The organism is Streptomyces sp. NRRL S-646 (assembly GCF_000720765.1).
Classification (GTDB): Bacteria; Actinomycetota; Actinomycetes; order Streptomycetales; family Streptomycetaceae; genus Streptomyces.
On the sequence record NZ_JODC01000016.1, the window covers coordinates 150,008 to 174,934 of the forward strand.

The 24,927-nt window shown below is 68.9% G+C and carries 28 protein-coding genes and 1 pseudogene; 12 read left to right on the plus strand and 17 right to left on the minus strand.

Annotated features, from left to right (window positions below; all coding sequences use genetic code 11):
• Positions 1-57: 57 nt before the first annotated feature.
• Positions 58-870 (minus strand): class I SAM-dependent methyltransferase, encoded by an 813-nt coding sequence (locus IH68_RS0137410; protein WP_030944522.1) that lies wholly within the window; start codon positions 868-870, stop codon positions 58-60.
• A gap of 529 nt (positions 871-1,399) precedes the next feature.
• Between IH68_RS0137410 and IH68_RS0137415 the strand changes: the two genes are divergently transcribed.
• From IH68_RS0137415 to IH68_RS0137425, 3 genes are all read left to right on the plus strand, one after another.
• On the plus strand, positions 1,400-1,936 hold the full coding sequence (locus IH68_RS0137415; protein WP_234341729.1) for a hypothetical protein: 537 nt from the start codon (positions 1,400-1,402) through the stop codon (positions 1,934-1,936).
• A gap of 285 nt (positions 1,937-2,221) precedes the next feature.
• Complete coding sequence (locus tag IH68_RS0137420) at positions 2,222-2,611, plus strand: hypothetical protein (protein WP_030944527.1); 390 nt, start codon at positions 2,222-2,224, stop codon at positions 2,609-2,611.
• 77 nt (positions 2,612-2,688) lie between these two features.
• Positions 2,689-3,105, plus strand: coding sequence for a hypothetical protein (locus IH68_RS0137425; protein WP_030944530.1), 417 nt, complete (start codon positions 2,689-2,691; stop codon positions 3,103-3,105).
• Positions 3,106-3,280: 175 nt separating this feature from the next.
• Here the strand turns inward: IH68_RS0137425 and IH68_RS0137430 are convergent, their stop codons facing one another.
• The gene (locus IH68_RS0137430) at positions 3,281-4,177 is read right to left on the minus strand and encodes a LysR family transcriptional regulator (protein ID WP_030944532.1); all 897 of its coding nucleotides are present in this window, start codon (positions 4,175-4,177) and stop codon (positions 3,281-3,283) included.
• A gap of 108 nt (positions 4,178-4,285) precedes the next feature.
• Between IH68_RS0137430 and IH68_RS0137435 the strand changes: the two genes are divergently transcribed.
• From IH68_RS0137435 to IH68_RS0137445, 3 genes are all read left to right on the plus strand, one after another.
• Positions 4,286-5,266 carry an FAD-dependent oxidoreductase gene (locus tag IH68_RS0137435; RefSeq protein WP_030944535.1) on the plus strand — a complete coding sequence of 327 codons (981 nt, stop codon included), beginning with the start codon at positions 4,286-4,288 and terminating at the stop codon, positions 5,264-5,266.
• Positions 5,267-5,361: 95 nt separating this feature from the next.
• On the plus strand, positions 5,362-6,459 hold the full coding sequence (locus IH68_RS0137440; protein WP_051833927.1) for a WD40 repeat domain-containing protein: 1,098 nt from the start codon (positions 5,362-5,364) through the stop codon (positions 6,457-6,459).
• 105 nt (positions 6,460-6,564) lie between these two features.
• A complete protein-coding gene (locus IH68_RS0137445; protein WP_030944542.1) occupies positions 6,565-7,410 on the plus strand; it encodes a hypothetical protein in 846 nt (281 codons plus the stop codon).
• A gap of 190 nt (positions 7,411-7,600) precedes the next feature.
• Here the strand turns inward: IH68_RS0137445 and IH68_RS0137450 are convergent, their stop codons facing one another.
• Positions 7,601-7,930 (minus strand): hypothetical protein, encoded by a 330-nt coding sequence (locus tag IH68_RS0137450; protein WP_063763576.1) that lies wholly within the window; start codon positions 7,928-7,930, stop codon positions 7,601-7,603.
• Between IH68_RS0137450 and IH68_RS0137455 the strand changes: the two genes are divergently transcribed.
• The 3 genes from IH68_RS0137455 (at position 7,929) to IH68_RS0137465 (ending at position 9,896) form a co-directional block, all read left to right on the plus strand.
• The gene (locus tag IH68_RS0137455; RefSeq protein WP_030944547.1) at positions 7,929-8,165 is read left to right on the plus strand and encodes a hypothetical protein; all 237 of its coding nucleotides are present in this window, start codon (positions 7,929-7,931) and stop codon (positions 8,163-8,165) included. The two genes, IH68_RS0137450 and IH68_RS0137455, sit on opposite strands and share 2 nt — an antisense overlap.
• Positions 8,166-9,122: 957 nt before the next feature.
• The gene (locus IH68_RS56660; RefSeq protein WP_159403788.1) at positions 9,123-9,323 is read left to right on the plus strand and encodes a hypothetical protein; all 201 of its coding nucleotides are present in this window, start codon (positions 9,123-9,125) and stop codon (positions 9,321-9,323) included.
• A 75-nt stretch (positions 9,324-9,398) separates the two neighbouring features.
• A complete protein-coding gene (locus IH68_RS0137465; protein ID WP_078912782.1) occupies positions 9,399-9,896 on the plus strand; it encodes a GNAT family N-acetyltransferase in 498 nt (165 codons plus the stop codon).
• A gap of 14 nt (positions 9,897-9,910) precedes the next feature.
• Here IH68_RS0137465 and IH68_RS50575 read toward each other — a convergent pair whose 3' ends face one another.
• From IH68_RS50575 to IH68_RS0137495, 6 genes are all read right to left on the minus strand, one after another.
• On the minus strand, positions 9,911-10,270 hold the full coding sequence (locus IH68_RS50575; protein WP_030944552.1) for a transposase: 360 nt from the start codon (positions 10,268-10,270) through the stop codon (positions 9,911-9,913).
• A 55-nt stretch (positions 10,271-10,325) separates the two neighbouring features.
• The gene (locus tag IH68_RS0137475; protein ID WP_051833929.1) at positions 10,326-10,826 is read right to left on the minus strand and encodes a GNAT family N-acetyltransferase; all 501 of its coding nucleotides are present in this window, start codon (positions 10,824-10,826) and stop codon (positions 10,326-10,328) included.
• A 557-nt stretch (positions 10,827-11,383) separates the two neighbouring features.
• A complete protein-coding gene (locus IH68_RS0137480) occupies positions 11,384-11,809 on the minus strand; it encodes a DUF4267 domain-containing protein (protein ID WP_030944558.1) in 426 nt (141 codons plus the stop codon).
• A gap of 57 nt (positions 11,810-11,866) precedes the next feature.
• Positions 11,867-12,193, minus strand: coding sequence for a hypothetical protein (locus tag IH68_RS0137485; protein ID WP_051833930.1), 327 nt, complete (start codon positions 12,191-12,193; stop codon positions 11,867-11,869).
• Between the two features lie 175 nt (positions 12,194-12,368).
• Positions 12,369-12,719, minus strand: coding sequence for an antibiotic biosynthesis monooxygenase family protein (locus IH68_RS0137490; protein WP_030944563.1), 351 nt, complete (start codon positions 12,717-12,719; stop codon positions 12,369-12,371).
• A 182-nt stretch (positions 12,720-12,901) separates the two neighbouring features.
• On the minus strand, positions 12,902-13,348 hold the full coding sequence (locus tag IH68_RS0137495) for a DUF1772 domain-containing protein (RefSeq protein ID WP_030944565.1): 447 nt from the start codon (positions 13,346-13,348) through the stop codon (positions 12,902-12,904).
• A 90-nt stretch (positions 13,349-13,438) separates the two neighbouring features.
• Between IH68_RS0137495 and IH68_RS0137500 the strand changes: the two genes are divergently transcribed.
• Positions 13,439-14,017, plus strand: a complete 579-nt coding sequence (locus IH68_RS0137500; RefSeq protein WP_030944567.1) for a TetR/AcrR family transcriptional regulator — start codon at positions 13,439-13,441, stop codon at positions 14,015-14,017.
• Positions 14,018-14,158: 141 nt separating this feature from the next.
• On the opposite strand, the gene IH68_RS59955 is transcribed toward IH68_RS0137500, so the two are convergent.
• From IH68_RS59955 to IH68_RS0137525, 5 genes are all read right to left on the minus strand, one after another.
• On the minus strand, positions 14,159-14,539 hold the full coding sequence (locus IH68_RS59955; protein WP_078912783.1) for a Tn3 family transposase: 381 nt from the start codon (positions 14,537-14,539) through the stop codon (positions 14,159-14,161).
• A 217-nt stretch (positions 14,540-14,756) separates the two neighbouring features.
• Complete coding sequence (locus tag IH68_RS0137510) at positions 14,757-15,332, minus strand: hypothetical protein (RefSeq protein ID WP_030944571.1); 576 nt, start codon at positions 15,330-15,332, stop codon at positions 14,757-14,759.
• A gap of 233 nt (positions 15,333-15,565) precedes the next feature.
• Complete coding sequence (locus IH68_RS0137515; protein WP_030944574.1) at positions 15,566-16,231, minus strand: dihydrofolate reductase family protein; 666 nt, start codon at positions 16,229-16,231, stop codon at positions 15,566-15,568.
• Positions 16,231-16,737: an SRPBCC family protein gene (locus tag IH68_RS0137520; RefSeq protein ID WP_030944577.1), complete on the minus strand. Its 507-nt coding sequence runs from the start codon at positions 16,735-16,737 to the stop codon at positions 16,231-16,233. Before IH68_RS0137520 ends, IH68_RS0137515 begins: the two co-directional genes overlap by 1 nt.
• Before the next feature lie 3 nt (positions 16,738-16,740).
• A complete protein-coding gene (locus IH68_RS0137525) occupies positions 16,741-17,082 on the minus strand; it encodes an ArsR/SmtB family transcription factor (RefSeq protein ID WP_030944580.1) in 342 nt (113 codons plus the stop codon).
• A 735-nt stretch (positions 17,083-17,817) separates the two neighbouring features.
• Between IH68_RS0137525 and IH68_RS0137535 the strand changes: the two genes are divergently transcribed.
• Both IH68_RS0137535 and IH68_RS50580 read left to right on the plus strand, forming a co-directional pair.
• Positions 17,818-18,654: an MBL fold metallo-hydrolase gene (locus tag IH68_RS0137535; RefSeq protein ID WP_030944583.1), complete on the plus strand. Its 837-nt coding sequence runs from the start codon at positions 17,818-17,820 to the stop codon at positions 18,652-18,654.
• Position 18,655: 1 nt separating this feature from the next.
• Positions 18,656-19,076 (plus strand): annotated as a pseudogene (locus IH68_RS50580) (IclR family transcriptional regulator).
• A gap of 44 nt (positions 19,077-19,120) precedes the next feature.
• On the opposite strand, the gene IH68_RS0137545 reads toward IH68_RS50580, so the two are convergent.
• Genes IH68_RS0137545 through IH68_RS0137555 form a run of 3 tightly spaced genes read right to left on the minus strand, consistent with a single transcriptional unit; the run spans position 19,121 to position 24,713 of the window.
• Positions 19,121-20,560 (minus strand): NAD-dependent succinate-semialdehyde dehydrogenase, encoded by a 1,440-nt coding sequence (locus IH68_RS0137545; protein WP_030944586.1) that lies wholly within the window; start codon positions 20,558-20,560, stop codon positions 19,121-19,123.
• On the minus strand, positions 20,557-23,448 hold the full coding sequence (locus tag IH68_RS0137550; RefSeq protein WP_030944588.1) for an FAD-binding and (Fe-S)-binding domain-containing protein: 2,892 nt from the start codon (positions 23,446-23,448) through the stop codon (positions 20,557-20,559). Before IH68_RS0137550 ends, IH68_RS0137545 begins: the two co-directional genes overlap by 4 nt.
• A complete protein-coding gene (locus IH68_RS0137555) occupies positions 23,445-24,713 on the minus strand; it encodes an aspartate aminotransferase family protein (protein WP_030944590.1) in 1,269 nt (422 codons plus the stop codon). The genes IH68_RS0137550 and IH68_RS0137555 overlap by 4 nt, the downstream gene beginning before the upstream one ends.
• Positions 24,714-24,927 lie beyond the last annotated feature (214 nt).

The following is a 24,927-nucleotide window of genomic DNA, read 5'->3' on the forward strand; positions in this document are numbered from 1 at the left end:
CTTTTCGTCCGTTCGAGCCCGGGGCCCGCATACCCGATCCGCGCTGGATCGAGTGGCTCAAGCCTTCTCGGCGCCGATCGAGTAGGTGAGGGGAGTGCGCGGAGCTCCCTCCGGATGCCGGTAGATGTCACCGTCGTGGCGCTCAAGCGACTGGCGTTGGAGGTAGAAGGTGTGGTCATGCTCGTGAAGAAACTGGATCCGTAGCCCAGCTCCGGCGATCGCCGAGACAACGGACGACAGACTGTGCCGCCACTCGACGGTCTCGTTGGCCTCGGTCGTTGCCGCCTCGTCGGCGTACGTACCGGGGCCTCCCGAGGCTTCCGGACCTTCATCGAAGTAGTCGTGTGTGACCGTGCTTCCGGTCTCGTCATCGAGGAGGTAGCTGAAGGGATGGAACTCTGCGAGGTACAGGTGTCCACCTGGGGCGAGCAGTTCGGCGACCACCGACGCCCAGCGGCTGATGTCGGGAAGCCAGTTCAGCGCCCCGAAGCTGACGTAGACGATGTCGAAGGTCTCCCCCTCGACTGCCGAGACCGCATCGTAGGCGTCCGCGGTCAGGAAGCGTGCGTCGATGCCGAGTTCGGTTGCGAGTTGTGAAGCCGCTTCGATCGCGGGTGGAGAGAAGTCCAGCCCGGTGACCTGGGCTCCTCGTGCCGCCCACGACAGCGTGTCCCGGCCGAAGTGGCACTGCAGATGGATCAGGCGCTTGCCCCTGACATCCCCCACCTCGGCTGTCTCGAAGTCCTTCAGCGAATCGGGCCGGGCCCGGAACCCCTCCATGTCGTAGAGGTCCGCGCCCAGATGGATGGGCACCCGCTCGTCCCAGTACGCCTTGTTCAACTCCCGCCAGCGCCCTGCCAGGTCACCCATGAGTCCGGACGATACACGGAGGCGGACTGGCCCACTACGCTGTCGGACCCGCCAACCAACAAGTGGCCATGACCAGGTCGATCGGCTCTCGAAATCCAACTCCGGATGCGCGTACGGGGACACCTCCGCCAACGCACAGTTGATCTTCCGCGCCCGATGGGCGGCACGTGCGCGCTCGGCGAGCGACTGCCGCCGAACTCAAGCAGCGATGACGCACCCGCCGCACGTCACGCTCAGCCCCAACCGCATCGGCGACCTCACCCGCGTCGCCGCGTTCTCAAGGGAATCCAAAAGTGATCATCACTGAGAAAACCTCAATGGCCCGGTTATGCCAAGCTCGTTGCCGAGCCCTGGAATCTCGCCAAGACTGATGCGTGGATTCAGACCATCATCAACCAGCGTGGCACCGTGTACGTCGCCTCACCCACAAAGGGAACGTACTGGCACACAGAACGCCAGGAGCCTTCAGTTTTCGCCCGCGAGATTCAGCCACTGCTGCAAGCCGAGGACCGATGGAAGGGGGACTGTCTTGTCCCGTAGGCAAGACGCCAACAGCGGGCAGGGACAGGACGCCTCGCTGTCACGCCTTCGCGACAAACGCTTCAACGGCTACCTCAGGATCCGGCTTCCGCATGAACTGGACACAGAAGTCGAGGCGATCATCGCCGCGTATATGCGTGGACCCGTGACAGCCAGGCAGAAAATGGCCGAAGGCGTCGACAGGAGAGCCGCTGCAATACTCAGCGCGTATGGGCAGCGGATGGCGTCCACGGCAGTCCGGACCATATCCGTGGAGCCCCTCAAGCGCGGTCTTGTCGCTGTAAGTCTGGCGGAGGGGCGGCTCGACCAACCGTACGACAACTTGTTCGTGCTGGCTGCCCTCAACGATGGTGCGACCCTCGTCGGAACCACCCTCCAGACGCTCCTCGCCGACGTGGCGCGTGTAGCGCCTCAAGCCGGTTTGAAGGCAATTCAGGATTTCGACCAGCGGCAAGACCGAGACAAGTCGCTTGAGTCCATGGGGCTCAGAAGGACGGGCAGCGGACAGACATTTCTCTACAGCTGACGCCTGTTCCTGACCGTCCGGGGGGATCTGTTTGGAATCTGCTGAGGCTGACGGGAACCGCCCCCGCTGTGCTGCGCAGTCGACGGGGGGTCCTGTACACCACCATCGCTGCCGCCATCGGCGCCGGCGGGCTGGCCACGGTGACTGCCGCAGCCCTGCGCGACACGGCATCCGGCCCAAAACAGGCGCCAGCCCATATTCGCGGTACTGCACCATTGCCGTTCACACAGGTGAACTCCCTCGACCTCGCAGGCACCCCTTGGACCACACCACCAGGAGGGACCAGTGTCGTACTCACAACTACTCACCCCCGACGCGAAGCTCGCCGACGCCAAGAAGCTGTTGAGCCTCCCACGCATCGTCGTGATCTGCGGCTCCACCCGCTTCATGGTCGAGATGAACGAGGCCGATCTGCGGGAGACCACAGCCGGAAAGATTGTCGTCAAACCGGGCTGTGACATGAAGTCGCCGCACGAACTCTCGTCCGATCCTGTCGGGGCCGAGGTGCTCAAGGTTCGACTCGACGATCTGCACCGGGCGAAGATCCGGCTCGCTGATGAGGTGCTCGTAGTCGGCGACTACATCGGAGACAGCACCCGAGCCGAAATCGCCTACGCCCGGTCGCTGGGCAAGCCCGTGCGGTTCACTCACCCCGAGGTCGACCCTGACGCCTGACCCTGGCTCTGACGTCGTTCAGGCGCCGCCCAGGCAGAGACGGATCGCGACACTGCTCGCGCAGAAGGAGCGTTGACATGACCCGGCATGGCGACGAGTTGTCCGTGCTGATGAAACGCCTCTCGTACCAGGGGCGTGTGTACGTCCGCTCCGGGCCGCTGCGGCCGACGAGCGACGGCGCGAGCGGAGTCGTGGCCGCTGAAGTGCACACCCTGTTCAGGCAGCTGTACCGGAAGGACTGGCGACAGAACGCCTCCGATTCGACGGGACCAGCACCCGTTCAGCAGGTCGAGGAGGCACTGGACGGTATCGACACCCAGAGGGCCGCGTCTCTCCTGGGGCGCCTTGCCTCCCGGTGCCTTGTGTGGTCCGACGTCGCGTTCATGGATTCTGCCGAGGCCGCTGTCGTCGCGGGGCAGGTCGTGGAACTCCTCGGGACGGCAGCGCAATGGGCCAATTCCAACCTGAATACGCTGGTCATGGGGCTGGTGTGAGTGGTGGGTGGGATTCTTGTGCTGGTCGCAGCACAGATCGCCAGCAGGTGATCGTCTGTCACGGGGCGGTTCCCGTGGATCCCGTCGAGCAAGTGCGATTGTTCGTAGGGTCGCTCCCGGGAGAGACGTTTGTCCACGCCGGGTCATGAACCTGCCGATCGGACTGTAACCGGCGTCAGTCGGCCGACGGCGGGGGCAGAGTGTCGACAAGGCTGAGGAGCCTCCGCAGTGCCGGTGTGGCGCCTCCCGGCGGCCGGTGGGCCAGGGCGAGGTCCACGGTGGGCATGGGCGCGGTCACATGCCTGAGCCGGACCCCTGGTATGCGCAGCGCGCGGGCACGCCCCTCGGGCACCGGGGCGATGCCGGTGCCCGAGGCGACGCTGAGGAGGAGCTGCTCGTCGTCGGGTTCTTCCCGCACGATGCGCGGCCCCCCGTCGGGCCACAGTTGCCGGGTGATCAGGTCGTGCATTCCGGGGGCGTTCTCGCGTGGCCAGAGGATCACGGGTTCGGTGGCGATGCGTCCGCGGGTGACTCTTCGTTCGCGGGCGAGGGGATGATCGGCGGGGACGGCCACGAGGAGTTCCTCGCGGGCGATGTGCCGGCACTCCAGGCCCTCGCCGTCCAGCGGTGGCCGTACGAAAGCGGCATCCAGCCTGCCGGCCAGCAGCTCGGTGATGTTGTGCGCGGTCCACCCCGTCCGCACGACGAGATCCACGTCCGGATGGAGGGTACGGAACGCGCCGAGGAGTGCGTCGACGGGCCCGCCCCGGGCGGAGCGGGTCAGGGCCAGACGCAGCTGTCCCTGCCGTCCGCCGACGGCCGCCCGGATCCGTTCCTGCGACGCGTCCGCGTGGGCCAGCAGTTCGCCGGCCTCACGGGCCACGACCTCGCCGACGACGGTCAACCGGCAGCCCCGGCTGCCCCGTTCGAGCAGTGGAGCGCCGATGTCCCGTTCTAGTGCCTTGATCTGCTGGCTCAGGGCGGGCTGGGCGATGTGCAGCCGGTGCGCGGCCCGCGTGAAATTCAACTCCTCGGCCAGCACGAGGAAGTAGCGCAGCCGCCGCAAGTCCATCCGCCAACTATAAGCGCGGCTTATTGCATTGAAGGTGACTGGTCTTGGACAGGCCGTCAGCTCCCCTCCGACAGTGGCAACACAGGGTTCGGCGATCGAGGGGGAGAGATGGGCGACAGGTTCGACGTGGTTGTCATCGGCGCCGGGGTCATCGGGCTCACCACCGCACTGCGCCTGCAGCAGGCCGGTTCCCGCGTCGCCGTGGTCACGGCCGAGCCGCCCACCGAGACGACGTCCTCCGTCGCCGCGGCCGTGTGGTACCCGACCCGCACCCGGTTCGAACCGCGCGTACTGGACTGGGCCACCCGCACCCACGACGAGTTCGCCCGCCAGGCGGCGGACGGGGTGCCCGGCGTGGTCATGCGACCCACCCGGATGCTGCTGCGCCGCCCGATCCACGACATCCCCTGGTGGGCCTCCGCCCTTCCCGACCTCCGCCCCCTGCGCGGGGACGAGGTACGGGCCCCGTTCACCGGCGGCTGGGCGTTCATCGTCCCGGCCGTGGAGATGTCCCACTACCTGCCCTGGCTCCAGCAGACCTTCGCCACGGCGGGCGGCACGCTGATCCATCGCCGTATCGACGCCCTGGAACAGGCATGCACCTGGGCTCCCATGGTGGTGAACGCCTCCGGCCTTGCCACCCGCATCCTCTGCGGCGACACCGAAGTACGGCCGGCGCGAGGACAGTTGGTCCTCGTCGCCAACCCCGGGCTGCACACATCCGTCCGTGACGAGGACAACGCCGACGGCAACACCTACGTCCACCCCCGCAGCACGGACGTCGTCCTCGGCGGCACCTTCGAGCTCGGCGAGTGGGACACCACGCCGTCCCCCGCCACCGCCGCCGCGATCCTGCGCCGCTGCACCGACCTGCTGCCAGAACTGGCAGGCGCCCCGGTCCTGGCCCACCAGGTGGGCCTACGCCCCTTTCGCGACAGCGGAGTTCGCCTGGAGACCGACCCGCGCCCGCCCGGCCCGATACGCCGGCTGGTGCACAACTACGGCCACGGGGGCGCCGGCGTCACCCTCGCCTGGGGCTGCGCGGACGCCGCAACCGCCCTTGTCATCGGGGCCGTTCGGCCGGGATGAGCCCCTGCCGCTCGCGACTCCCCTCCGTACGGCCCCACACGTACCCCGCACCGCCGTCATCACTTCTGCCTCCTCAAAGGACTGGGTGTGCGCCGATGGATTCCGTCGAACCCGCAGAGATCAACACTCCCGCCGCTACGGCCGGTGGGACGCAGCCGAAACCCGGCGGGCCGCCGGTGAAACCCCCCGCCAAGGTGCGGCGCCGCACGCTGCTGCTCGCCGCGCTCGGCGTGACCGCCATAGCCGTCCCGCTCGCGGTGATCGAGTCGAGAGCCGACGACGCCGCACCCCGCAAGGTCGTGTTCACCCTCCCCGACGGCCACGCCTCCTGCGTGGCGTTCAGCCCGGACGGAAAGACGCTGGCCACCGGCCTGTCCGCGCTCCAGGGCACGGGCAGCACGCTGCGGTTGTGGGACGTGGCCGAGGGCACCGCGACCGCTCCCTGGCCGGACCAGATCGAAGACGTGACGAAAATGGCCTTCAGCCCGGACGGCAAGACCCTGGCCACGACCGGCGCCCTCGAAGTGTCCCTCTGGACCCAGGGGGATCGCACCGGCATCGCCCTGCCCCATCCCCAGCTCCCCCTGGACCTGGCGTTCGCCCCGGACGGCAGGACCCTCGCCACCGGTGGCCGCTACGGCGCGGCCTGGCTGTGGGACCTGCCGACCCGCACCGTCACCGCCACGCTGACGACCCAGGGCATGCTCGTGGTCAACGCGGTGGCGTTCAGCCCGGACGGCAAAACCCTGGCCGCGGGCAGCGCGGACCTCACCATGAGCCCGGTCCGGCTGTGGGACGTGCTCACCCGCACCGTCCACGCCACCCTCGACGCCCCGCTCTGGCACGGATTCAAGCCCGTCGCGTTCAGCCCCGACGGCAGAAGCCTGGCCACCGGCAGCGCCGACAACATCGTGCGCGTGTGGGACACGGCGACCGGCACCGTCGACGCCACGCTCACCGGCCACACCGCCCCCGTGACGACGGTGGCGTTCAGCCCGGACGGAAACACCCTGGCCACCGGCGGCGAGGACAGGACCGTGCGGTTGTGGGACACGAGCACGCGCGACGCCGTCCCCCTCCACACGCTCACCGGACACACCGACAAGGTGACATCGGTGGCGTTCAGCCCGGACGGCAAGACCCTGGCCTCAGCCGGCCTCGACCGCACGGTACGGCTGTGGCCGAACCGGTGACCCGGCCCCGGCCACCCTCAACTCCCGCAGAATCCAGCCCAGTCGACCCATCGGCGGTATCCAGTCGTGACTGTCAGAGACGCGTTGCCCGCGCCCGGAACGATATTGCGCGGCAGAGGCGGAACCGCGCACCTGCGGCGCGAGAGCGTCGTACTGGACCGGGCAGGGATCCGGCTGCTCATCCCCCTCGACGCGATCGAGGCCGTCGATGTCGCCAGGAACAAGCGCCCGACTGTCGAGATCCGGCTGAGCTCGGCGGCCGACGGAGCCCAGGCGGCAACGGTCTGCGCGATCAGCTCCCGCAGCATCGAAGAGGTGGAAGCCTTCGCCAACGCCGTCAACGCCGCCATCCCGCAACGGGACGAGGCCGAAAGACGTATCGACGGCGCGGCCCTGGTGAAGGCGCAGGAACGCCCCTCCATGCCCAGAACACCCCGCAGACCATTCCTGTCCACGGACGAGTGGTGGGCCTGCTCCGCGCTCACCTCTCTCTTCGCCCTCGGCCTGCTGCTCCCCGCGCAGACGGGAGACGGGCACCTCGCCAAGTTGTGGGCCGCCACCTTCGCGGGAGTTGTGTTCGGCTGTGCAGTAGCCCGCAGCACGTGGCGCGCCACGGTGACCTGGTGGCTGCTGCACCGGTACGGCATGACCACCGTCGCCACATACGCGGACTACGTACCCGGGGATGACGACAACACCCCCGGGATCGTGGTGTACGAGTTCACCGACACCGCCGGCACCACTCACGAAGTCCGTCGCAGCGGCGCGCGCTCGGCGCCCGACACCATAGCGATCTCCTACGACCCAGCCAGACCCGACTTCGCCATGGGACCGGGACAACCGTGGGTCAGGACCCTGATCCTGCTGATCCGCCTCCTCGTCGGCGTGCCGACCACGCTCGCCATGGCCGCCTTCCTGCTGTGGTACTTCACCACCGCGGTGCACGCGTAAAGCAGGGACAACCCCTCCGTCCGACCGCCGAACGATCGGCCCGCGTGGCATTGAGCAAGGGTTTCCATCTCCGCGTGGATCGGTGCAGGCAGCCTCAACCGTGGGTATCAGCCGGTACATCGCCTGATCCGTTGCCACGTCTGCATCGAGGCGTGGTTCCAGTGAGCCCGCGTCATCTTGAAGTTGTAGGTCACGGGGCTGGCGTGGGTTGAGGCTGGGATGCTTGTGCTGGTCGTGGGCGTGATCGGTAGCGGGTGATCGTCTGGCGGCGGTGGGCCTCGGCGTTCGTCAGTACGAGGAGAGCCCGCAGCAGCGTGGTCGCGTGCTGCGCGTTCATGCGGACTTTGGTGAGCAATCGCCAGTTCTTCAGGTCGTCGAAGCCGTGCTCGTTCGCCGCTCGCTCGCGGCTGTCCAGCCGGTTCGCTTCCTTCTGGGCGGCGGTGAGCGGATGGCCGCGGGTCGCCCGTCGGCCGGTGATGAACCGGTCGAATCCGTACACGACTTTCTTGGACGCAACCATGTATCAGCTGTTCATATCAGGTCTCGTCATAGCCGCCGTGAGCATCTCGTTGCTGGTCGTCGGGTTCCTGGCGGTGACTGTCAGATTGTGGGACGCCTGGTGGGCCAGAGCGGCCCATGTCTTGGTCTTCCTGGCGGCCGCGGCGGCCGTGGCGTTCGGGATCCACTGGGTGATCCATGCCCTGCCGCCGGGCGGATGCGTGCACCATCCATGCGTCACCACCCCCGGCGACTAGTCGGCACGGGCCTCGATCAGGGTGCGGACCTCCTGTCGACAGAACTCCTCGCCACATCACAGGTCACCTCAACCCACCACCTTCCCCAGCTCCCATGCCGTCTGCCGTCGGCCGACACACCGTGGAGCGGGCGTGGTTCAGGGCGTCCAGGTGGAGCGCGCCACTGTACGAACGACCTGGACGCCATGAGCCACGTCTGCTCGGCTCTGCCTGGGTCGACGGCAGGCGGGATGGAAGCACCCCGCGCATGCCACCCCTCGCCGGCACCTCCCGAGCGGCGCCCCCACCATCTCGGAGCCTGAGCGCCCCCGCCGGAGGCTGCTCCGACCGTGGCCGCTCTCTACGGTGATCGACCCATGACCCGGCCAGCCTCGTGGGCACGCGTCGGCGCAGCGTGGGCGGAGCGGCCGGCGGGAGTGCGGTGCAGCCGGCCCCGGTCCGCCAGGCGCTTGAGCCTGTCGCGGCGGCTCGACCTGCCCGGGCCCGCTGCCCTTGCCGAACTGGATACTGCCGTCCTTGGCCCGGACAGGCTCCGAGGCTGCGGCCACGATCTTCCTGATTGCCTGGTAGCCAGCGGGCAACACGCTCTCGTCCATGCTTGGCTAGCGGTGCGGGACCAGAAGCATCCCGCCAGCCCCCGGAGTGGCCGCGACCCGTTCCAACTCCTCGGCCATGACGCGGTCATCGGCCTGCCCCTCCGCTCGGCCTCAATGAACTGCCCGATCACCACCTCGGCGGCATCCAGCCGGGCCACCTCGGCATCGATCTCAGCGAGCCCCTTACGCAACCGCTCGGCGCGGTCGGCCAGCACGACCCTCCACTCCATCACCAGACCAGTACATCCACCAGCAGCAGCCCCTTCCCGCCAGGATCTCCGCGGAGCCCACGAGCCACTCGAACCCAGGACCGCCATTCCGGTGAAGAGGCCCCGCGGCAGACGATCACCTGCTACCGATCATGCCCACGACCACCACGAGCATCCCAGCCTCAACCCACGCAAGCCCAGTGACCTGCAACTTCAAGTTGAAACGGGCTCAATGGTGGTCCAACTGCGACAGCGACAGTTTGACGGACATCTCCGGCTGCACCTTCGAAAGCCTCGTCGCCGGCACCGACGGCCACTGTTTCGCCGTGCTGATCCAGGTTGGCGAGGACTGACTAGTGGCTCTGCTCGGATGGTTAGCCAGGTAATCGATTGGGGCCGAGGAGCTTTCCCTGGCTACGCTTCCTGGCATGAATCCCGTGATCGACGGCCTAGCTGCTTCCGAGGTGGACTGCCTCGAGCACCTCTGGGGGCAGCTTCTGGCCCACCACAGTCGGGAGGCCGCACACCTGACGGCTCTCGGCGGGGTTCGCTCGCCCGAGGACTCGTGGCGTCTGCGGCGGGGACAGTACCTCGAATGGCTGCGGGAGCCGCTTGCCGCGGTACTGGTTGCTCGGGATGGGTCCCAACTGCTCGGCTATGCGGTTGTGCGCGTCCTCGACGCCCCTGGTTCATGGCAGTGGGGGGACCAAGTCGGTGTGCTGGAAACCCTCGTGGTCGATGACGAAGCTCGAGGTGCCGGAGTTGGGCAGGCCCTTGTCAGGGCCGCGCGCGAGCGTCTCGCCGGGTCGGGTGTCCAGGTCATGAAGGTCTCCGTCATCGCGGGCAACGCAGGTGCCCTGCGCTTCTACCAGCGGGAAGGCGCCGTGGACTTCGTGAACACGCTGGTCATGCCCGTCTCGGGGTGACGGCTCAGACCGGATCAGTGTCCGCCTCGATGATGGCGCTGCATGCGCAGCGGCAGAATCCTGGTGGACTCCTCATGCAGCCTTGACCGGGTACTGAGTCCAAGTACGGATGCCGAATCAGGGGCGAAGTTGGTCTTCGGCTCGGTGCGGGCGTTGCGCCAGCGGATGTAGGCGGCGATGGCGGCGTTCTGTTCGTCGTGAGAGCGGTGGTCGGTGCCGTTGAGCGCGACGTAGCGCAGGGCCGCGAACTCCGATTCGATCCAGTTCAGCCAGGAGCCGTAGGTCGGCAGAAAGACCAGTTCGACGTCGTTGCCGGCGGTCCATGTGCGGACCGCGGCGTGCTTGTGCGGGGAAAAGCTATATGGCCCGCGCACGGACGGTGACCGTCCGCAGAACACAGCCGCGGCGAGCCCCTCGCACCGTCACAACTCAGGCTTCCACAGAGGTGCCCGCCATCGCCCCCGGTGGACGCATCATGAAAACGTCGACCCGGTCCTCGGCTTCCATGACGAATCCGTGACGTTCATAGAGCCGCCGGGCAGCACTCCCCTGCAGGACGTTCAAGCCCACGGTCATGCCCTGCGCATCCGCTCGCTCCAGTACCGTGCGCAACACGGCCGACCCCAGCCCCCGGCCCTGACAGTGCGGAGCCAGGTAGAAATGCTCCAGCCACTGCCTGCCTCCGACCGGCCGGACCGTGACGCATCCTGCCAGTTCACTGTGGAGCATGATGACCCACGTGTGCTGCACGGAAAAGGAGTCCCGCAACCGCTGCCGTACCCGGTGCTCGTCATAGCGCCCCAGACGTTCCAAGTCCGCGCGCATGACCGCCGCCCGCAACTCCGCGATCACCTCAACATCCGTCGCCACTGCACCACGCAACACCCAGCCCCCGTCGTTTACCGACGCGGCCCCTGCAGACACGGCCATCGCCGATCCCCCACCACTGCCCCACACCCCACCATCCACGACCGTAGTATCCCAACCCACCACCCCCAACAGACACATCGCCACCCAACCCCAACCACCCCGACGCCCTCACACGCCAGGCCGACAGCACGACACACAGGCCGACAGCACAGGCATGTACAGGCTTCCAACAACCCCCTCACCACACACCCGCGCCACTGAAGATCAGACCCAACCCGCCAACGGCCACACGAACGCCCAAGCGACAACTGGCGGGCCAAGGGCGTGGGCCCGGTCGAGGAAGTCGTCCATCGCCTCGCTGTGCTGTTGCCAGTTGCGTGCCGGCATCGCTGCCAGCTCCCCATTCGCACAGTCGGCAATCAGGCAGAACTGCCCGAAGAAGGTCAGGCCCGAGGCCTGGGCGAGAGCAGCATTCGCCTCTTCTGCCGCGCGAGGCAGAAGGCCGCGCTGCGCCCTCCCGGGGGCATGAGACCAGGCCGCCGCCCCCGGAAGAAGATCGTGCGCCTCGCTGCGCCCGGAGGGCGCTGACAGGCCAACAGGCACGCGCCAAGATGGCGTCAGGCGGGCCGCGGGGCGGGCGTTGCCGCAGCGGCCGCGACCTTGCGGGTCTCGCGCATTATCAGCAGGCCGTTGACCACCATCAGTGTCGCGGTCAAGGCGTGGACGCCGAGTGCGGTGGCCACGGAGCCGTGGTGGGCCAGCACGGTGGTCATGTCGCCGTACGCGGCGAGGGCCTCCACCAGCAGCACCCAGCCCAGCGCCCGGCGGTGGCCCGTCACCAGCAGGATGCCCAGGACCAGGGCCAGGACCACGTCGCGGATTCCCTTGATGATCAGGAAGCCGCCGCCATCGCCGGACGGCCAGCTCGGCAGGCCGAAGGTCGGCGCCGTCGTCTCCGGGCTCAGGATGAACTCCGTCCCGAACCAGAGGATGAAGAGGACGAAGGCGGCGGCCAGGACGGTGTTGATCTTCTTCAGCAACATTGTTCTTCTCCCTGCGAGTCTTGGTGAGCTTGGTGAGCTGAGTCGTATGGGGCCTGGTCAGGTGGCGCGGACCCGGCTGACGTGGCGGGCGTAGCGAGGGCGGCCGATGACGTGGCGGATGCCGCGTACCGGCGCGGGGAGGGCGGACCGGAGCACGGCGCGCTCGGCCAGGTTCGCGTCCTCCAGGACGAGGCCGCAGAGGGCGAGCTTGGGCGTGTTGGTCAGCAGGTGGTGACTCAGGCAGGCCCGTTCCTCTTCGGTGATGTGCTCGGCCGCAAGCACAAGGAGGATGGCCTCCTCGTCGTCGACTTGGTCGAGCAGGACCGGCTGCCGGTGATCGGCGGTCGCCGCCCACGCCGGAACCGCGGCGCCCGGCCTGGCCAACGTGGCCGTAGTGCGCTCGTGCTGGGCCTGCCTGAACAGGACGACGTCCGCATCCAGATCGACCCGGAACAGGAGTGGCAGCCACAGTGGTCAACTGCCTCAAGCAGATGGATGCGTGACGCCCGGAGGAGGACGGGGCTTCTCCAGCTGCCCTCCTCCGGCTGCAGCTGCCGTGTCATACGTCGATCTGCTCGAAGATGTGCGGGTACGACACGATGTCGTCGGGGAACTCGGCGGCCATGCGCTGGAAGTCCGGGCTGCCGAACGCCGTGGCGAGCGCCTCTGTCGACTCCCAGACCGCGACGTTCATCAGAAGCCGGCTGTCCGCCGTTCCCTTGTGCATCTGCAGGGAGACAAATCCCGGCTGAGCCTTCATGAACTCCGCCTGCCTCCGAAAGAGGGCCAGGAACGACTCAGTCCTCCCCTTCGGAACGACGAAGGTATTGGCCAGGACTATGGGCCCGGTTTTCTCCTTGAACTGCGTGAACATCGGCGTATTCGGGTCGAGACTGCGCAACTCGGCCATTCTCGGCACTTCCTCTCGCTATCGGTCAGTGGGTGTCGCCGGCGCCCGCGGCCTGTGGAGTACCAGCGGATTTCGAGGGTGTGGGTGTGCGGGTCCTGGATGCAGATGGAGATGGCGCTGCCACACTTCGGGCGCACCGTCGAGCGGTTCGGCCGACGACCGGGCGGTATCGGCCCGCGGGCTCAGGTGAGGGCGGCGACCAGCAGGGCGAAGGCGGCGATGATGACGGCGACGCGGACGTAGTGGAAGCGGTCCCAGCGGTTCATCTGCTCCTTCCAGTCGGCGGGCCGGTTCTCGGGGGTCCATGTCTTGTTGCGGTTGTTGATCGGGACGAGCAGCAGAAGCGACATGATCACGCTGAGGATCAGCAGTGCGGCGGCGGTGACTACGAGGCCGGTGCCGTGGTGGTGCCACCCGACGGCGGCCCAGATGCCGACGAGGACGAGGGAGCCGATGTACCAGAACGGCATCACGGCGCCGAGCATCCGGCCCCCGTGGGCTCGGGCGAGCTGGTCACTGTCCTCCGGGAGTGCGTTGAAGATCGGGTTCATGACGAAGGCGACGGAGAACTCCACCCCCACCATCACGCCGACGGCCACGGTGGTGACGACCTCGAGTGCGCTGAGCATGACGACCCCTCCAGAATCTAGCGTTGCTAGCTGATGAGGCAACGCTAGTACTGCTGCCGCTCGATTGTCTAGCGGTGCTAGGATCGAATCATGTCGGTACAGGAACGCAAGCAGCGCGAACGGGCGGAGCGCGAGCGCCTCATCGTGGCGACGGCCCGCGAACTCGCCGAGCAACAGGGCTGGGACGCCGTCACCACCCGCCGGCTCGCCGAGCGCATCGAGTACAGCCAGCCCGTCCTCTACAGCCACTTCCGCGGCAAACGGGAGATCATCGGTGCCGTCGCCCTCCAGGGCGCCGCCGAAATGGCAGTCGCGGTACGCGCCGCGACCGCCGCCGCGGACGGCCCGCGCGAACGGGTCGCCGCCCTCGCCCACGCCTACCTCGACTTCGCCGCACGCAACCCCGCGGTCTACGACGCCTTGTTCCAGCTCGACGGCGGCCTCGCGTACGCGCAGGAGGACACCCCACAACCTCTCAAGGACGCCTTCGCCGCCCTGCTGGAGAGCCTCGGCGAGGTCGCCGGGGACGGCGTCCATCCCGGGCTGTTCACCGAGGCGTTCTGGGCGGCCCTGCACGGCCTTGCCACCCTGACGCGGGCGGGACGGCTGCCGCCGGAGCACACCGAGTGGAGGGTGGAGTTGCTGGTGGACCGGCTCGCCATGCTCTGACACGTCATCCTGGCGAATCCCGCAGCCGGAGCCCCAGTGCCCTGCCGCTGCCTGCCAGCGGCAATGCTTTGGGTGCAGGCCCTCGCGTGGCGGACGGGCGGCGAAGCGGTAGCGGGCCCCGGCACTTGAGGTTGGCGTGCTTCAGCGGGGAGACCCGGGCCACGTCCTCGTCCAGCACGTCATGCTCCCGCAACTCGGGCGGCAGAACCCGCCGATGGCCGAAGGCGGCGTCGAGGCAGCGGGTCGTCCAGAGCAGGGTGGCATCAAGGACCAGGCCGAGCGCCCCGAGGGCGAGAAGTCGTGGCCCAGCATTGTGAACAGCTCGACCACGAGGCCGCGATACAAGGCGTCGTCGGTGGCGACCGTCTCCGGCTTCCCCTCGGCGTCGAGCTTCAGCAGCGCGTCCAGGATGTGCAGGGACTCGCGCGAGGTGCCCGGCATGACCATCTGTCCGATGCCCACGGCCCGGTCGTGAACCGCATTCAGCCCGTTGACGCCGCGCTTGAAGTGGTAGCACTTCAGCGACGGTCGGCGTGGACGGTCCGCTTCGGCACGGAGAAGCGCAGCCGTCGACCGATGCCAACAGCCCCTCGCGTCAGAACTTCACGATCGACACCATCGCCTGAGCCTCGACACGACAACCACCCAAACGGCCAGTCTCATCTTCCCTTCATAAAGGAAAGGCCAGTCGAAGGGGTCGGTGAGAAAATGAAGTCAATTTTGAGATCCTGCAACAGAATCAGGCTGCAAAACCGATGTTCGAGACGTACTCGTACTGACCCCACTCGCTGCCCAGGTCGACCACAGCGTCGCTCACCCAGGCATCGTCCAATGCCTCGCCATCGTCTGCGGCCCAGGCCTCCACGATGCGGTCCCAGTGGCGCACGTTGAGGGTCCTGAAGCTGAGCTCGCGTTGCCGCGGTCGCGGGACCTGGGACTGATTGAGCGGGTGGAACTCGACGCGGGTGCCGCGTCCTTGCTTGTTGAGGCGGTCGAGCAGGTAGCGGGCCACGTTGCGACGCCGCACCGTGTAGTACGCGGCCTCAATGCGCTCCAGGTTCTTCTTCGAAGGGGTCCGCCTGCCGTCGAGCCATGTCCTGACCGTGCGGTCGGTGACCGTGAGACCCGCCTCACGCGCGGCGGCGCGCGCATGGTCGGTACGGATGAGGTAGTGCAATCGCGCCAGCAGCCCACGCCGCTGCGTAATCGGAGTGGAGATGAAATTCGCGAGAGCGTCGAGCTGACGTGCCACGGCCTCATGCCCCTTGATCCCACGCGCCCCGAAAGCGCCGAAATCAATATTCCTCTCCGGCACCCCGACCCCTCACCCTCCGCGCAAATGGCGAATACCCACGCTCAGCCAACCCAACGCCGCCCAACACTACAGGAATTCAGCCGCCGGATTGCCTATGTCACAGTTGCTGCCGGAGCGCCGCAGCACGTCGCTGATGGCTCCATGAATGGGCTGGTCACAGTGGGCTGTGATCGCGTGCTGCTTCAGGTGTGGGCGCCGTGGGTGCTCGGGTCGCCAGGTGAGTGGTGGCGCGGCTACCGTGGGTGCACGGCGTAGGTCAGGTGCGTCACCCGCGGCGACGACTCCGAACGGACCGGCTCCAGCGCGACCCTGGACGCGTCCACGCCGTCGAGCAGGCGCGTGCCGGCGCCGAACAGCACCGGTGACAGCGTGATCGTGAACTCGTCGACCAGGCCGGCGTTCAGATACTGCAGGATCGTCGCGCCGCCGCCGGCGATGCGGATGTCGCGGTCGCCGGCGGCGGCGCGGGCCTGGTCGAGGGCGTGCTCGATGCCGTCGTTGACGAAGTGGAACGTGGTGCCGCCGGGACGCTCCCACGGGTCACGCCTGGCGTGTGTGACGACGAAGACCGGGGTGTGGAAGGGCGCTTCCTTGGGCCATGCCTGCTCGCCGAGGTCGAACATGCGCTTGCCCATGACGCTCGCGCCGGTGCGCTCGAACGTCTCCCGCGCGATGTCGTTGTCGCGGCTCTCCTCGCCGCCTTCGCCGAGCTTCAGGTTCTCCCGGAAGAACCGCAGCGGGAAGACCCACTGCTGCAGCTCCGCCCACTGCGCCATCCAGCGTTGGACCTGCGGGTCGTCCTGCCGGTCGGGTGCGAAGAAGTCGTCAACGGGCAGCGATTCGGGCGCGATGAAGCCGTCCAGCGACATCGTCACACTGAAGAACACCGTGCCGGCCATCAGTCCTGCGCCCCCTTCCGGGCGAGGTCGCTGACGTAGGCGGCCAGGCTGCTCAGGGTCTGCCGGCCGCCCTCGATCGCGTGGTACTTCTCGACCGCCTCGTCGCGCAGTTCCTTGGTGGGGAACACCGTGCGCATCACGATCCGGGTCGCCGCGTCGTCCAGCGCGAAGGTCAGGACCGACTCGAAGGCGTTCGGGTCGTCGCGGGACTCACCGTGCAGCAGCTCGATCCGCTCCGGCGGGACGATCCGCAGCCAGCGGATCCACTCCAAGTAGTCGGTCCCGTCCGGCCCGTGCAGCACGAAGTCCCACTCCCCGCCCTCGCGGAACTCGAAGGACCGCGTGGTGGTGGTGAATCCCTCCGGACCCCACCATCGCGACAGGTGCCGGACCTCGGTGAATGCCTCGAACACCAACTCCCGTGGGGCGTTGATGACCCGGGAGATCACGATCTCCCGGTCGGCCGCCGGCGGCTCCGCCGGCGTTTCCTGCCGTGCCTCTGTCATCGGTCATTCCTCCTGCCGTGTCTGCTTGAGGTCCTGCACGTAGGTGTCCAGCCGGTCGAAAGTCTCGTTCCAGAACCGCTCGAACCCGCCGACCCACTCGTGGACCGGCCGCAGCCCGCGGGCGTCGAGGCCGTACAGGCGCTGCCTGCCTGCCCCGCGGACTCGCACCAGCCCCACCTCCCGCAGCACCCGCAGATGCTTGGACGCCCCCGGCTGACTCATCCCCAGCTCCCGGGCCAGGCCGCTCACCGGCCGCTCGCCCGTCCGCAACAGCGCCAGGATGTCCCGGCGCTGCGGCTCGGCGATCGCGTTGAACACGTCCGACGTCGTCGCTGCTCGTGCCATGACAGCCATCGTATTCCGATATCGGAATACATCAAGTCGAAGGTGGGAACCGAGCGCGCCTGATGCTCAGGCGCCGTCAATTCCCTGTCGATGCTCGGACTTCGTCTGCCTTGATGATGGGCAGGACGGCCGCTTCCGCGTCGCCGGTCAAGGCCGTGCCCGCCCACAAGGTCGGGACCGGCGCCGGCTCGAGACGGAGGTCGCTTCCGAATGTGCGGGCTGCGTAGAAGAGGGCCTGCAGCTCGTCCACGTTCGTCAGGTCGAGCGCGCCGACCCGAGTGCCAGGTGTGGGTGACGGAGTGGTATGTGGACACGGAGCGCAGCACGGCGCGCTGCCGGCACCAGCGGGTGTCGCCGCCGCGTGCCGCCTGGATCGTGACTTTGAGCAGCCCGTAGACGCTGAGCGAAGGGTGGGCGGTAAGGCTTTGTTCCGACCGTGAGGGGCGTCTGTGGCAACGCCCCCGCCTAGTTGTGGCGGCCGTTACGTGGCGTGCAGCCACGCGATGGCCGCACGCCTGCAGACCACTGACGGTCGAACCGCTTTCAGGTGACCGCCATCGGTCTTGGCCATACCGATCGGCCAGGAGACGCCGGTGCCGGCGAGCCTGCGCTGCCATGTGCCCCTAACGGCGTCTGCCTGATGCCGTGGCCAGGATGCGAGGCCAGAGGGAGCGACAGATGATGGGACGAGCGGGCCGCGGCGCGATCACCATTCTGGGGGCATGGAGATGCGACATGCCGGTTCACAAGGTCCGCCCGGACATCAGCGTTCTCAATGACAGCATTGAGGTGCCGGGAATCGGCCACCTCCCGGTGAACGCCTTTGTACTGCTCGCCTCGCAGCCCGTCGTCATCGACACAGGGCTTGGGCTCCCCGACCGGAACTTCCTGGAGGTTCTTGGTTCCGTGCTGGATCCCGCCGATGTGCGATGGCTCTGGCTGACGCACCCGGATCGTGATCACACGGGTGGGATTTTCGATCTGCTGGCCGCGGCGCCCAAGGCGCGTGTCGTGACCACGTTCCTGTCCGCCGGGTTGATGTCCTGTGAGCGGCCGCTGCCGCTCGATCGCCTGTATCTGATCAACCCGGGCCAGCGTCTGGATGTCGGCGACCGCACGCTCACAGCGTTCAGGCCCCCGCTGTTCGACAACCCGGCCACGGTCGGCCTCTTCGACGACCGGTCGGGCGTCTGTTTCAGCTCCGACTGCTTCGGTGGGCCGATGCCCAGTGCCGAACTGGCACACGCCGATGACGTCGGTGCGGTCGGCGTGGAGGAGTTGCGGGCCTCGCAGTTGCTGTGGGCCACCGTCGACAGCCCGTGGGTGCACAACGTGAATGTCGAGAAGTTCCTCGGCACCTTCCAGTCGCTGCGGGACAGGGAGCCGGAGCTCGTCCTCTCCACGCATCTGCCACCGGCTTCGCGGATCACCACGTCGATGATCGACACGCTCGGATCGGCAGCCGGGGAACCGGCGTTCGTGGGGCCGGACCAGGCGGCACTGGAGCAGATGCTGGCAGGGTTCGAGCCCAGCGCCGGCGGGCACCTGCCTGCGCCCGGCGGCCCGGGGTGACATGGTCGTCGTCGACCGCGTCGACTGCGACCGCGCCGTACGCACCTTCCACGCGATCGGCGACACCTCGCCCCTGCACGCCACGGCCGCATGGCATTCGGTCCTCGCCCATCTGACGAAGTCCGACGTCGACGAGGCCGCCGCGGGCACGCTGGTGGGTTACGGCGTGGAGACCCTCACCAGCCCGGCGCAGCTGCGGGCCGAGCTCCAGCGCGTCAGAAAGCGCGGCCACGCCGTCAACCACAACCAGTACCTTCAGGGTGTCTGCCATCGCGGCACCGGTGCTGGACGGCGACGGCATGCCGGTGGCCGCCGTGTCCGTTTCCCTGCCCGACTCCCGCTTCGAGCCCGGACGGCTCGCCGAATCGGGCAAGCTCGTGACCGACACCGCGGCAGAGATCACCGCCCGCCACCTGCACTGAGGGGGACGCCGGGGCAGGTGGCGGGCAGGAACACCGGGCGCAGATCACCGCACGGGCACGGCCAGGTACTGGTACTCCAGGAACTCGTCGATCCCGACGCGGCCACCCTCGCGGCCCAGCCCGGACTGCTTGACGCCGCCGAAGGGCGCGGCCGGGTTGGAGACCAGACCGGTGTTGAGGCCGACCATCCCGACCTCCAGGCGTTCGCTGACGCGCAGGGCACGGTCGAGGCCCTCGGTGAAGACGTAGCCGACGAGCCCCCAGGGGGTGTCGTTGGCGCGCCGGACGACCTCGTCCTCGTCGTCGAAGGTGAGAATCGCCGCGACCGGGCCGAAGATCTCCGTGTCCATCAGACGGCTCTCGGCCGAGACATCCGTGAGCACGGTCGGGGGGTAGAAGCAGCCCGGTCCCTCAGGGGTACGGCCGCCGACGAGCACCCGGGCACCGCGCTCCACCGCGTCGGCGACCAGGTCCTCCACCTTGGCCCGTCCGGCCCGGTCGATCAGCGGGCCGACATCGACACCGTCCCGTGTGCCGGGCCCCACGACCAGCGCGCCCATCCGCTCGGCCAGCCGCCTCCCGAACTCATCGACCACCGACCGGTGCACGAAGAAGCGGTTGGCGGCCGTGCACGCCTCGCCCATGTTGCGCATCTTGGCGATCATCGCGCCGTCCACGGCCTTGTCCAGGTCGGCGTCCTCGAAGACGATGAACGGCGCGTTGCCGCCCAGCTCCATGGAGGTCCGTACGACCGCCTCCGCACTCTGGGCGAGCAGCAGCTGCCCGACGGCCGTGGAACCGGTGAAGGACAGCTTGCGGATCCGCCCGCCGCGCAGGAGCGGTTCGCACACCTCCCCCGCACGGGAGGTGGTGACGACGTTCAGCACGCCGTCCGGCAGCCCGGCCTCCTTGAGGATCGCGGCGAGGGCCAGGCTGGACAGAGGGGTCTGCGGGGCCGGCTTGAGCACCATCGTGCAGCCGGCCGCGACGGCCGGGCCGATCTTGCGGGTGCCCATGGCCAGCGGGAAGTTCCACGGGGTGATCAGCAGGCAGGGGCCGACCGGGCGGCGGGAGAGCAGCATCCGGTTGCGGCCATCCGGCAGGGTGCCGAAGCCGCCGTCGATGCGGACGGCCTCCTCGGAGAACCAGCGGAAGAACTCGGCCGCGTACGCCACCTCTCCCCTGGCCTCGGCCAGCGGCTTGCCCATCTCGGACGTCATCAGGTGGGCGAGCTCGTCGGTGCGCTCGACGACGATCTCGTAGGCACGGCGCAGGATCTCGCTGCGCACGCGGGGTGCCGTCCGGGCCCACTCCTCCTGCGCCTGCACGGCCGCTTCCTCGGCGAGCCCGGCGTCCTTCGGGCCGGCGTCGGCCACATGGCAGAGGACGTCGCCGGTAGCGGGGTCGTCGACGGGCATGGTGGCTCCGTCCGCGGCGTCCACCCAGGCACCGCCGATGAACAACTGCGTGGGTGTCTCGGTCATGAGGTTCCTCCTGGTTGATCGGCGGCGGGGTCGAGCAGTTCCGCTAGGTGCAGGGCGCGGATGCCTCGGTCACCGGCGAGGTGGTCGATCTGGGTGGCGCAGCTGAAGCCGTCGGCCACGACGACCGTCGGCGTGTCCTGGTCGATGTCGTCGAGGCGCGGCTTCAGGGCCAGTTCGGCGACGGCCATCGAGGTGTCGTGGTGCTGGGTCTCGAAACCGAAGTTCCCGGCGAGTCCGCAGCAGCCCTCGGCCTCGTCGACGTTCCGTACGCCGAGACGGCCGAGCAGGTCGCGGGGGTGATGGCCCTTGAAGGTGGCGTACTCGTGGCAGTGGGTCTGCAGGACGACGCTGTCCGGCAGCTCGGGCGGCGTCCAGCCGGGCGCGGCGAGGTCGCTCAGGGCGCCGGTAAGGGTGTGGACGCGGGCCGCGACGCGCTGGGCGGCGTCGGTGCCGAGCAGTTCGGGCACGTCACGCTTGAGCGCTGCGGCGCAGCTGGGTTCCGCCACCACGATGGGCCGGTCGTCGCCGTTGTCCAGCCGGGCGACCGTACGGGCCATGACGCGGCGCGCGAGGGACAGCTGGCCGGTGCTGACCCAGGTCAGACCGCAGCACAGGCCTTCTTCCGCCGTGCAGGGGAGGCCGGCGTCGGCGAGTACACGGCCCGTCGCACCGGCCACCTCTGGGCGGAAGGCGCGGGTGAAGCTGTCGACGAAGAGCAGGGCCTTCGCCGGATCACCGGTCTTGGCCGTGCTCAGGGTCCGGCGTAGCGCGTAGCGGGAGGCGAAGGCCGGGATCCGGCGCTTCGTGGTCACGCCGCCGAGGCGGGCGAGCAGCTTCCCGACCGGTCCACGCAGTAGCGCGTTGACCGGGCGGGCGGCGTATCCGGCGAGCACGGAGGTCACGGGCAGCCAGCCCAGCGAGTAGTGGGAGCGGGGCCGGAGCCTGCCCTTGTAGTGCTGGTGCAGGAACTCCGCCTTGTACGTGGCCATGTCAACGCCGACCGGGCAGTCGCTGGAACACGCCTTGCAGGAAAGACACAGATCGAGGGCGTCTTTGACCTCGGTCGAGCGCCAGCCGTCCTGGACGGTCCCGCCCCGCACCATTTCCTGGAGGAGACGGGTCCTGCCCCGCGTGGAGTCGTTCTCCTCCCCCGTGGCCCGGTAGCTGGGACACATGACGCCGCCCGTGTCGCTGCGGCAGCGGCCGACGCCGACGCAGCGGCGCACCGCGCCCGCGAAGCCGTCCTGGTCGTGCGGGAAGGTGAAGAGCGTGTCGACGGGCAGGAGTTCGGGCGTGTGCAGCGCGAGGTGAGCATCGAGGCGGGCCGGGGCCACGATGACTCCGGGGTTGAGCAGCCCCTCCGGGTCGAAGATCTCCTTGAAGGCGGCGAACGCCCGGATCAGCCGGTGGCTGTACATGACCTCCAGCAGCTCGCCGCGGGCCCGCCCGTCGCCGTGTTCACCTGACAGGGTTCCGCCGTGTTCGACGACCAGGGCCGCGGCTTCGGCGAGGAAGCGGCGAGTGGCAGCCCGGCCTGCGTCCGTGGCGAGATCGAAGTCGATGCGCACGTGCACGCAGCCCGCACCGAAGTGGCCGTAGAGCACGCCGGTCAGGCCGTGCGCGGCCAGCAGCTTGCGGAAGTCGCGCAGGTAGGCGGCCAGGTGCTCGGGCGCGACGGCCGAATCCTCCCAGCCGGGCCAGGACTCCCCGCCGTCGACCAGCCGGGCTGCCAGCCCGGCGCCGTCTTCGCGGACCCGCCACAGCGAACGTCGCTCGGCCGGGCTGAGCACGACCCGCCCGCCGGTCATCCGGCCCCGGGCTTTGAGTACGTCCAGCAGTTCGGCGGCGCGGGCGTCGACCGCGCCCTGGTCTTCGCCGTCGAGCTCCACGTACAGCCAGGCCCGCCCCTCGGGCAGCCCGGTGACGGAGTCCGGACCACGCCGGGCGCGCATGGTGGCGACGATCGCCTCGTCCATGCCTTCCACGGCAGTGGGGTGCCAGCGCAGGATCTCGGGGATGTCCTCGGCGGCGTCGACGACGTCGCCGTAGCCGAGGGTGAGGAGGGTGGAGGCCTGCGCGGTCGCCACCAGGCGGACCGTCGCCGCGGTGACGACCGCACAGGAGCCCTCGGTGCCCACCAGTGCGCGGGCCATGTCGAAGCCGTGCTCGGGCAGCAGGTGGTGCAGCTGGTAGCCGGAGACCTGACGCGGGATGCGGCCCAGTTCGGTGCGGATCGATGCCAGGTTGGCCTCGATCAGGCGGCGTACGTCCGCTTCGAGGCGGGTGACTCGCTCGACGGCGTCCGTGTCGTTCGGGTCGGCGGCGCGCAGGCCGGTGCGGTCGGCGACGGCCCGCACGCCGTCGGCCGTCACGATCTCCAGCGCCTCGATGTGACTGCTCGTGCGTCCGTGCCGCACCGACCGGTTGCCGCAGGCGTCGTTGCCGATCATGCCGCCGAGGGTGCAGCGGCTGTGCGAGGACGGGTCGGGGCCGAAGGTGAGCCCGTGCGGTGCGCTCGCGTCGCGCAGCGCGTCCAGGATCACTCCGGCCTCGACGCGCGCGGTGCGTGCCACCGGGTCGATGTCCAGGATCCGGTTCATGTAGCGGGAGAAGTCCAGGACGACACCGGGCCCGACCGCGTTGCCCGCCATGCTGGTGCCGCCGCCGCGCGCGGTGACGGGTACGTGCGCCTCGCGGCAGGCCCGCAGCACCGCGACGACGTCGTCGGCGCTGCGGGGAAAGACCACGGCCCTCGGCGGGACCCGGTAGTTGGAGGCGTCGTAGGCGTAGACGCCGGTGGAGCCGGGGCCGGTCTCCACCCGCAGGCCGGGAGCGCTCTCGGCGAGCCGCGCGACCAGCGGCTCCAGGGCCGTGGCGGGGTCCGTCATCGCCGTGCCGCTCCCGAGGTGCCGACCTCGACCGCGTTCGCCCATGCCTGGAGGCCCTCGTCCACCGCGGTCTCGTCGATGACGAGCGCCGGGATCATGCGTACGACCTGGTTCCAGGCTCCGCACAGCAGCAGGAGCAGGCCTTCCTCGACGGCCGCCCGTTGTACGCGGGCGGCGGTGTCGGGGTCGGGGCTGCCGTCCTCGGTGACGAACTCGGTGGCCAGCATGAGGCCGAGGCCGCGGACGTCGCCGATGCCCGGGGTCCGGTCGGCCACCGCTTCCAGGCCGGCACGCAGCCGCTTGCCCATTGCCTCGGCGTTCTCGACCAGCTTCTCCTCGCGGACGACGTCCAACGTCGCGCAGGCCGCGGCGCAGGCGACGGCATTGGCGCCGTATGTGCCGCCCTGCGAGCCGGGCCACGCCTTGGTCATCAGCTCCTCGGAGGCGGCGATGCCGGACAGCGGGAATCCGCTGGCCAGGCCCTTGGCGGTGACGAGGATGTCGGGCGTGACCCCGAAGTGGTCGTGGCCCCAGAAGCGGCCGGTGCGGCCGACGCCGGTCTGTACCTCGTCGAGGATCAGCAGGAAGCCGTGGCGATCCGCCCGCTCCCGCAGGCCCTCCAGGAAGGCCCGGTTCGCGGGGACGTAGCCGCCTTCGCCCAGCACTGGCTCGACGATGACCGCGGCCGTGTCGGCGGGCGAGGAGATCGTCTGGAGGGTGTAGTCCAGTTCCTGCAGGGCGAAGCGGGTCGCGGTGTCCTCGTCCCAGCCGTAGCGGTAGGCCGTGGGGAACGGGGTGACGACCACACCGCTCATCAGCGGAGAGAACCCGGAGCGGAAGCGAGTGCCGGAGGTGGTCATGGAAGCGGCGGCCACCGTACGGCCGTGGAAACCGCCGTGGCAGACCAGGACGTTGGGGCGGCCGGTGGCCTGGCGTGCCAGCCGCAGCGCGGCCTCCACCGCCTCGCTGCCGGAGTTGGTGAAGAACAGGCTGTCCAGACCGGCCGGCAGCACCTCGCCGAGCTTGTCGACCAGGCGTCGCAGCGGCTGGTGCAGGACCGTCGTGTACTGGCCGTGGATCAGCGTGCCCACCTGCTCCTGCGCCGCCGCGACGACCTTGGGGTGGCAGTGCCCGGTGCTGGTGACGCCGATGCCGGCGGTGAAGTCCAGATAGCGGCGGCCGTCCTGGTCGTACAGGTGAACGCCCTCTCCCCGGGCAGCCACGACGGGGGTGGCCTGGCGAAGGTGCGGCGACAGTGCGGTCATGTTCGTCTCCCGGCCTCGGTGTTCGGTCTGCTGCACTCCCCCCGAGCATCTCGGCGGATCGTGGCCGCGCCGACGCGCGATCTGTCCGGCCGGGACGCGATATCCGGACGTTGTGTCAGCCCGCACCGGGCCACACCGGATACCGGTCCCCCACGGATCGCTCTTTCGCAGGTCAGCGACGCTGGTCACAAGTGGCCGAGCACTCCCCCGCTCT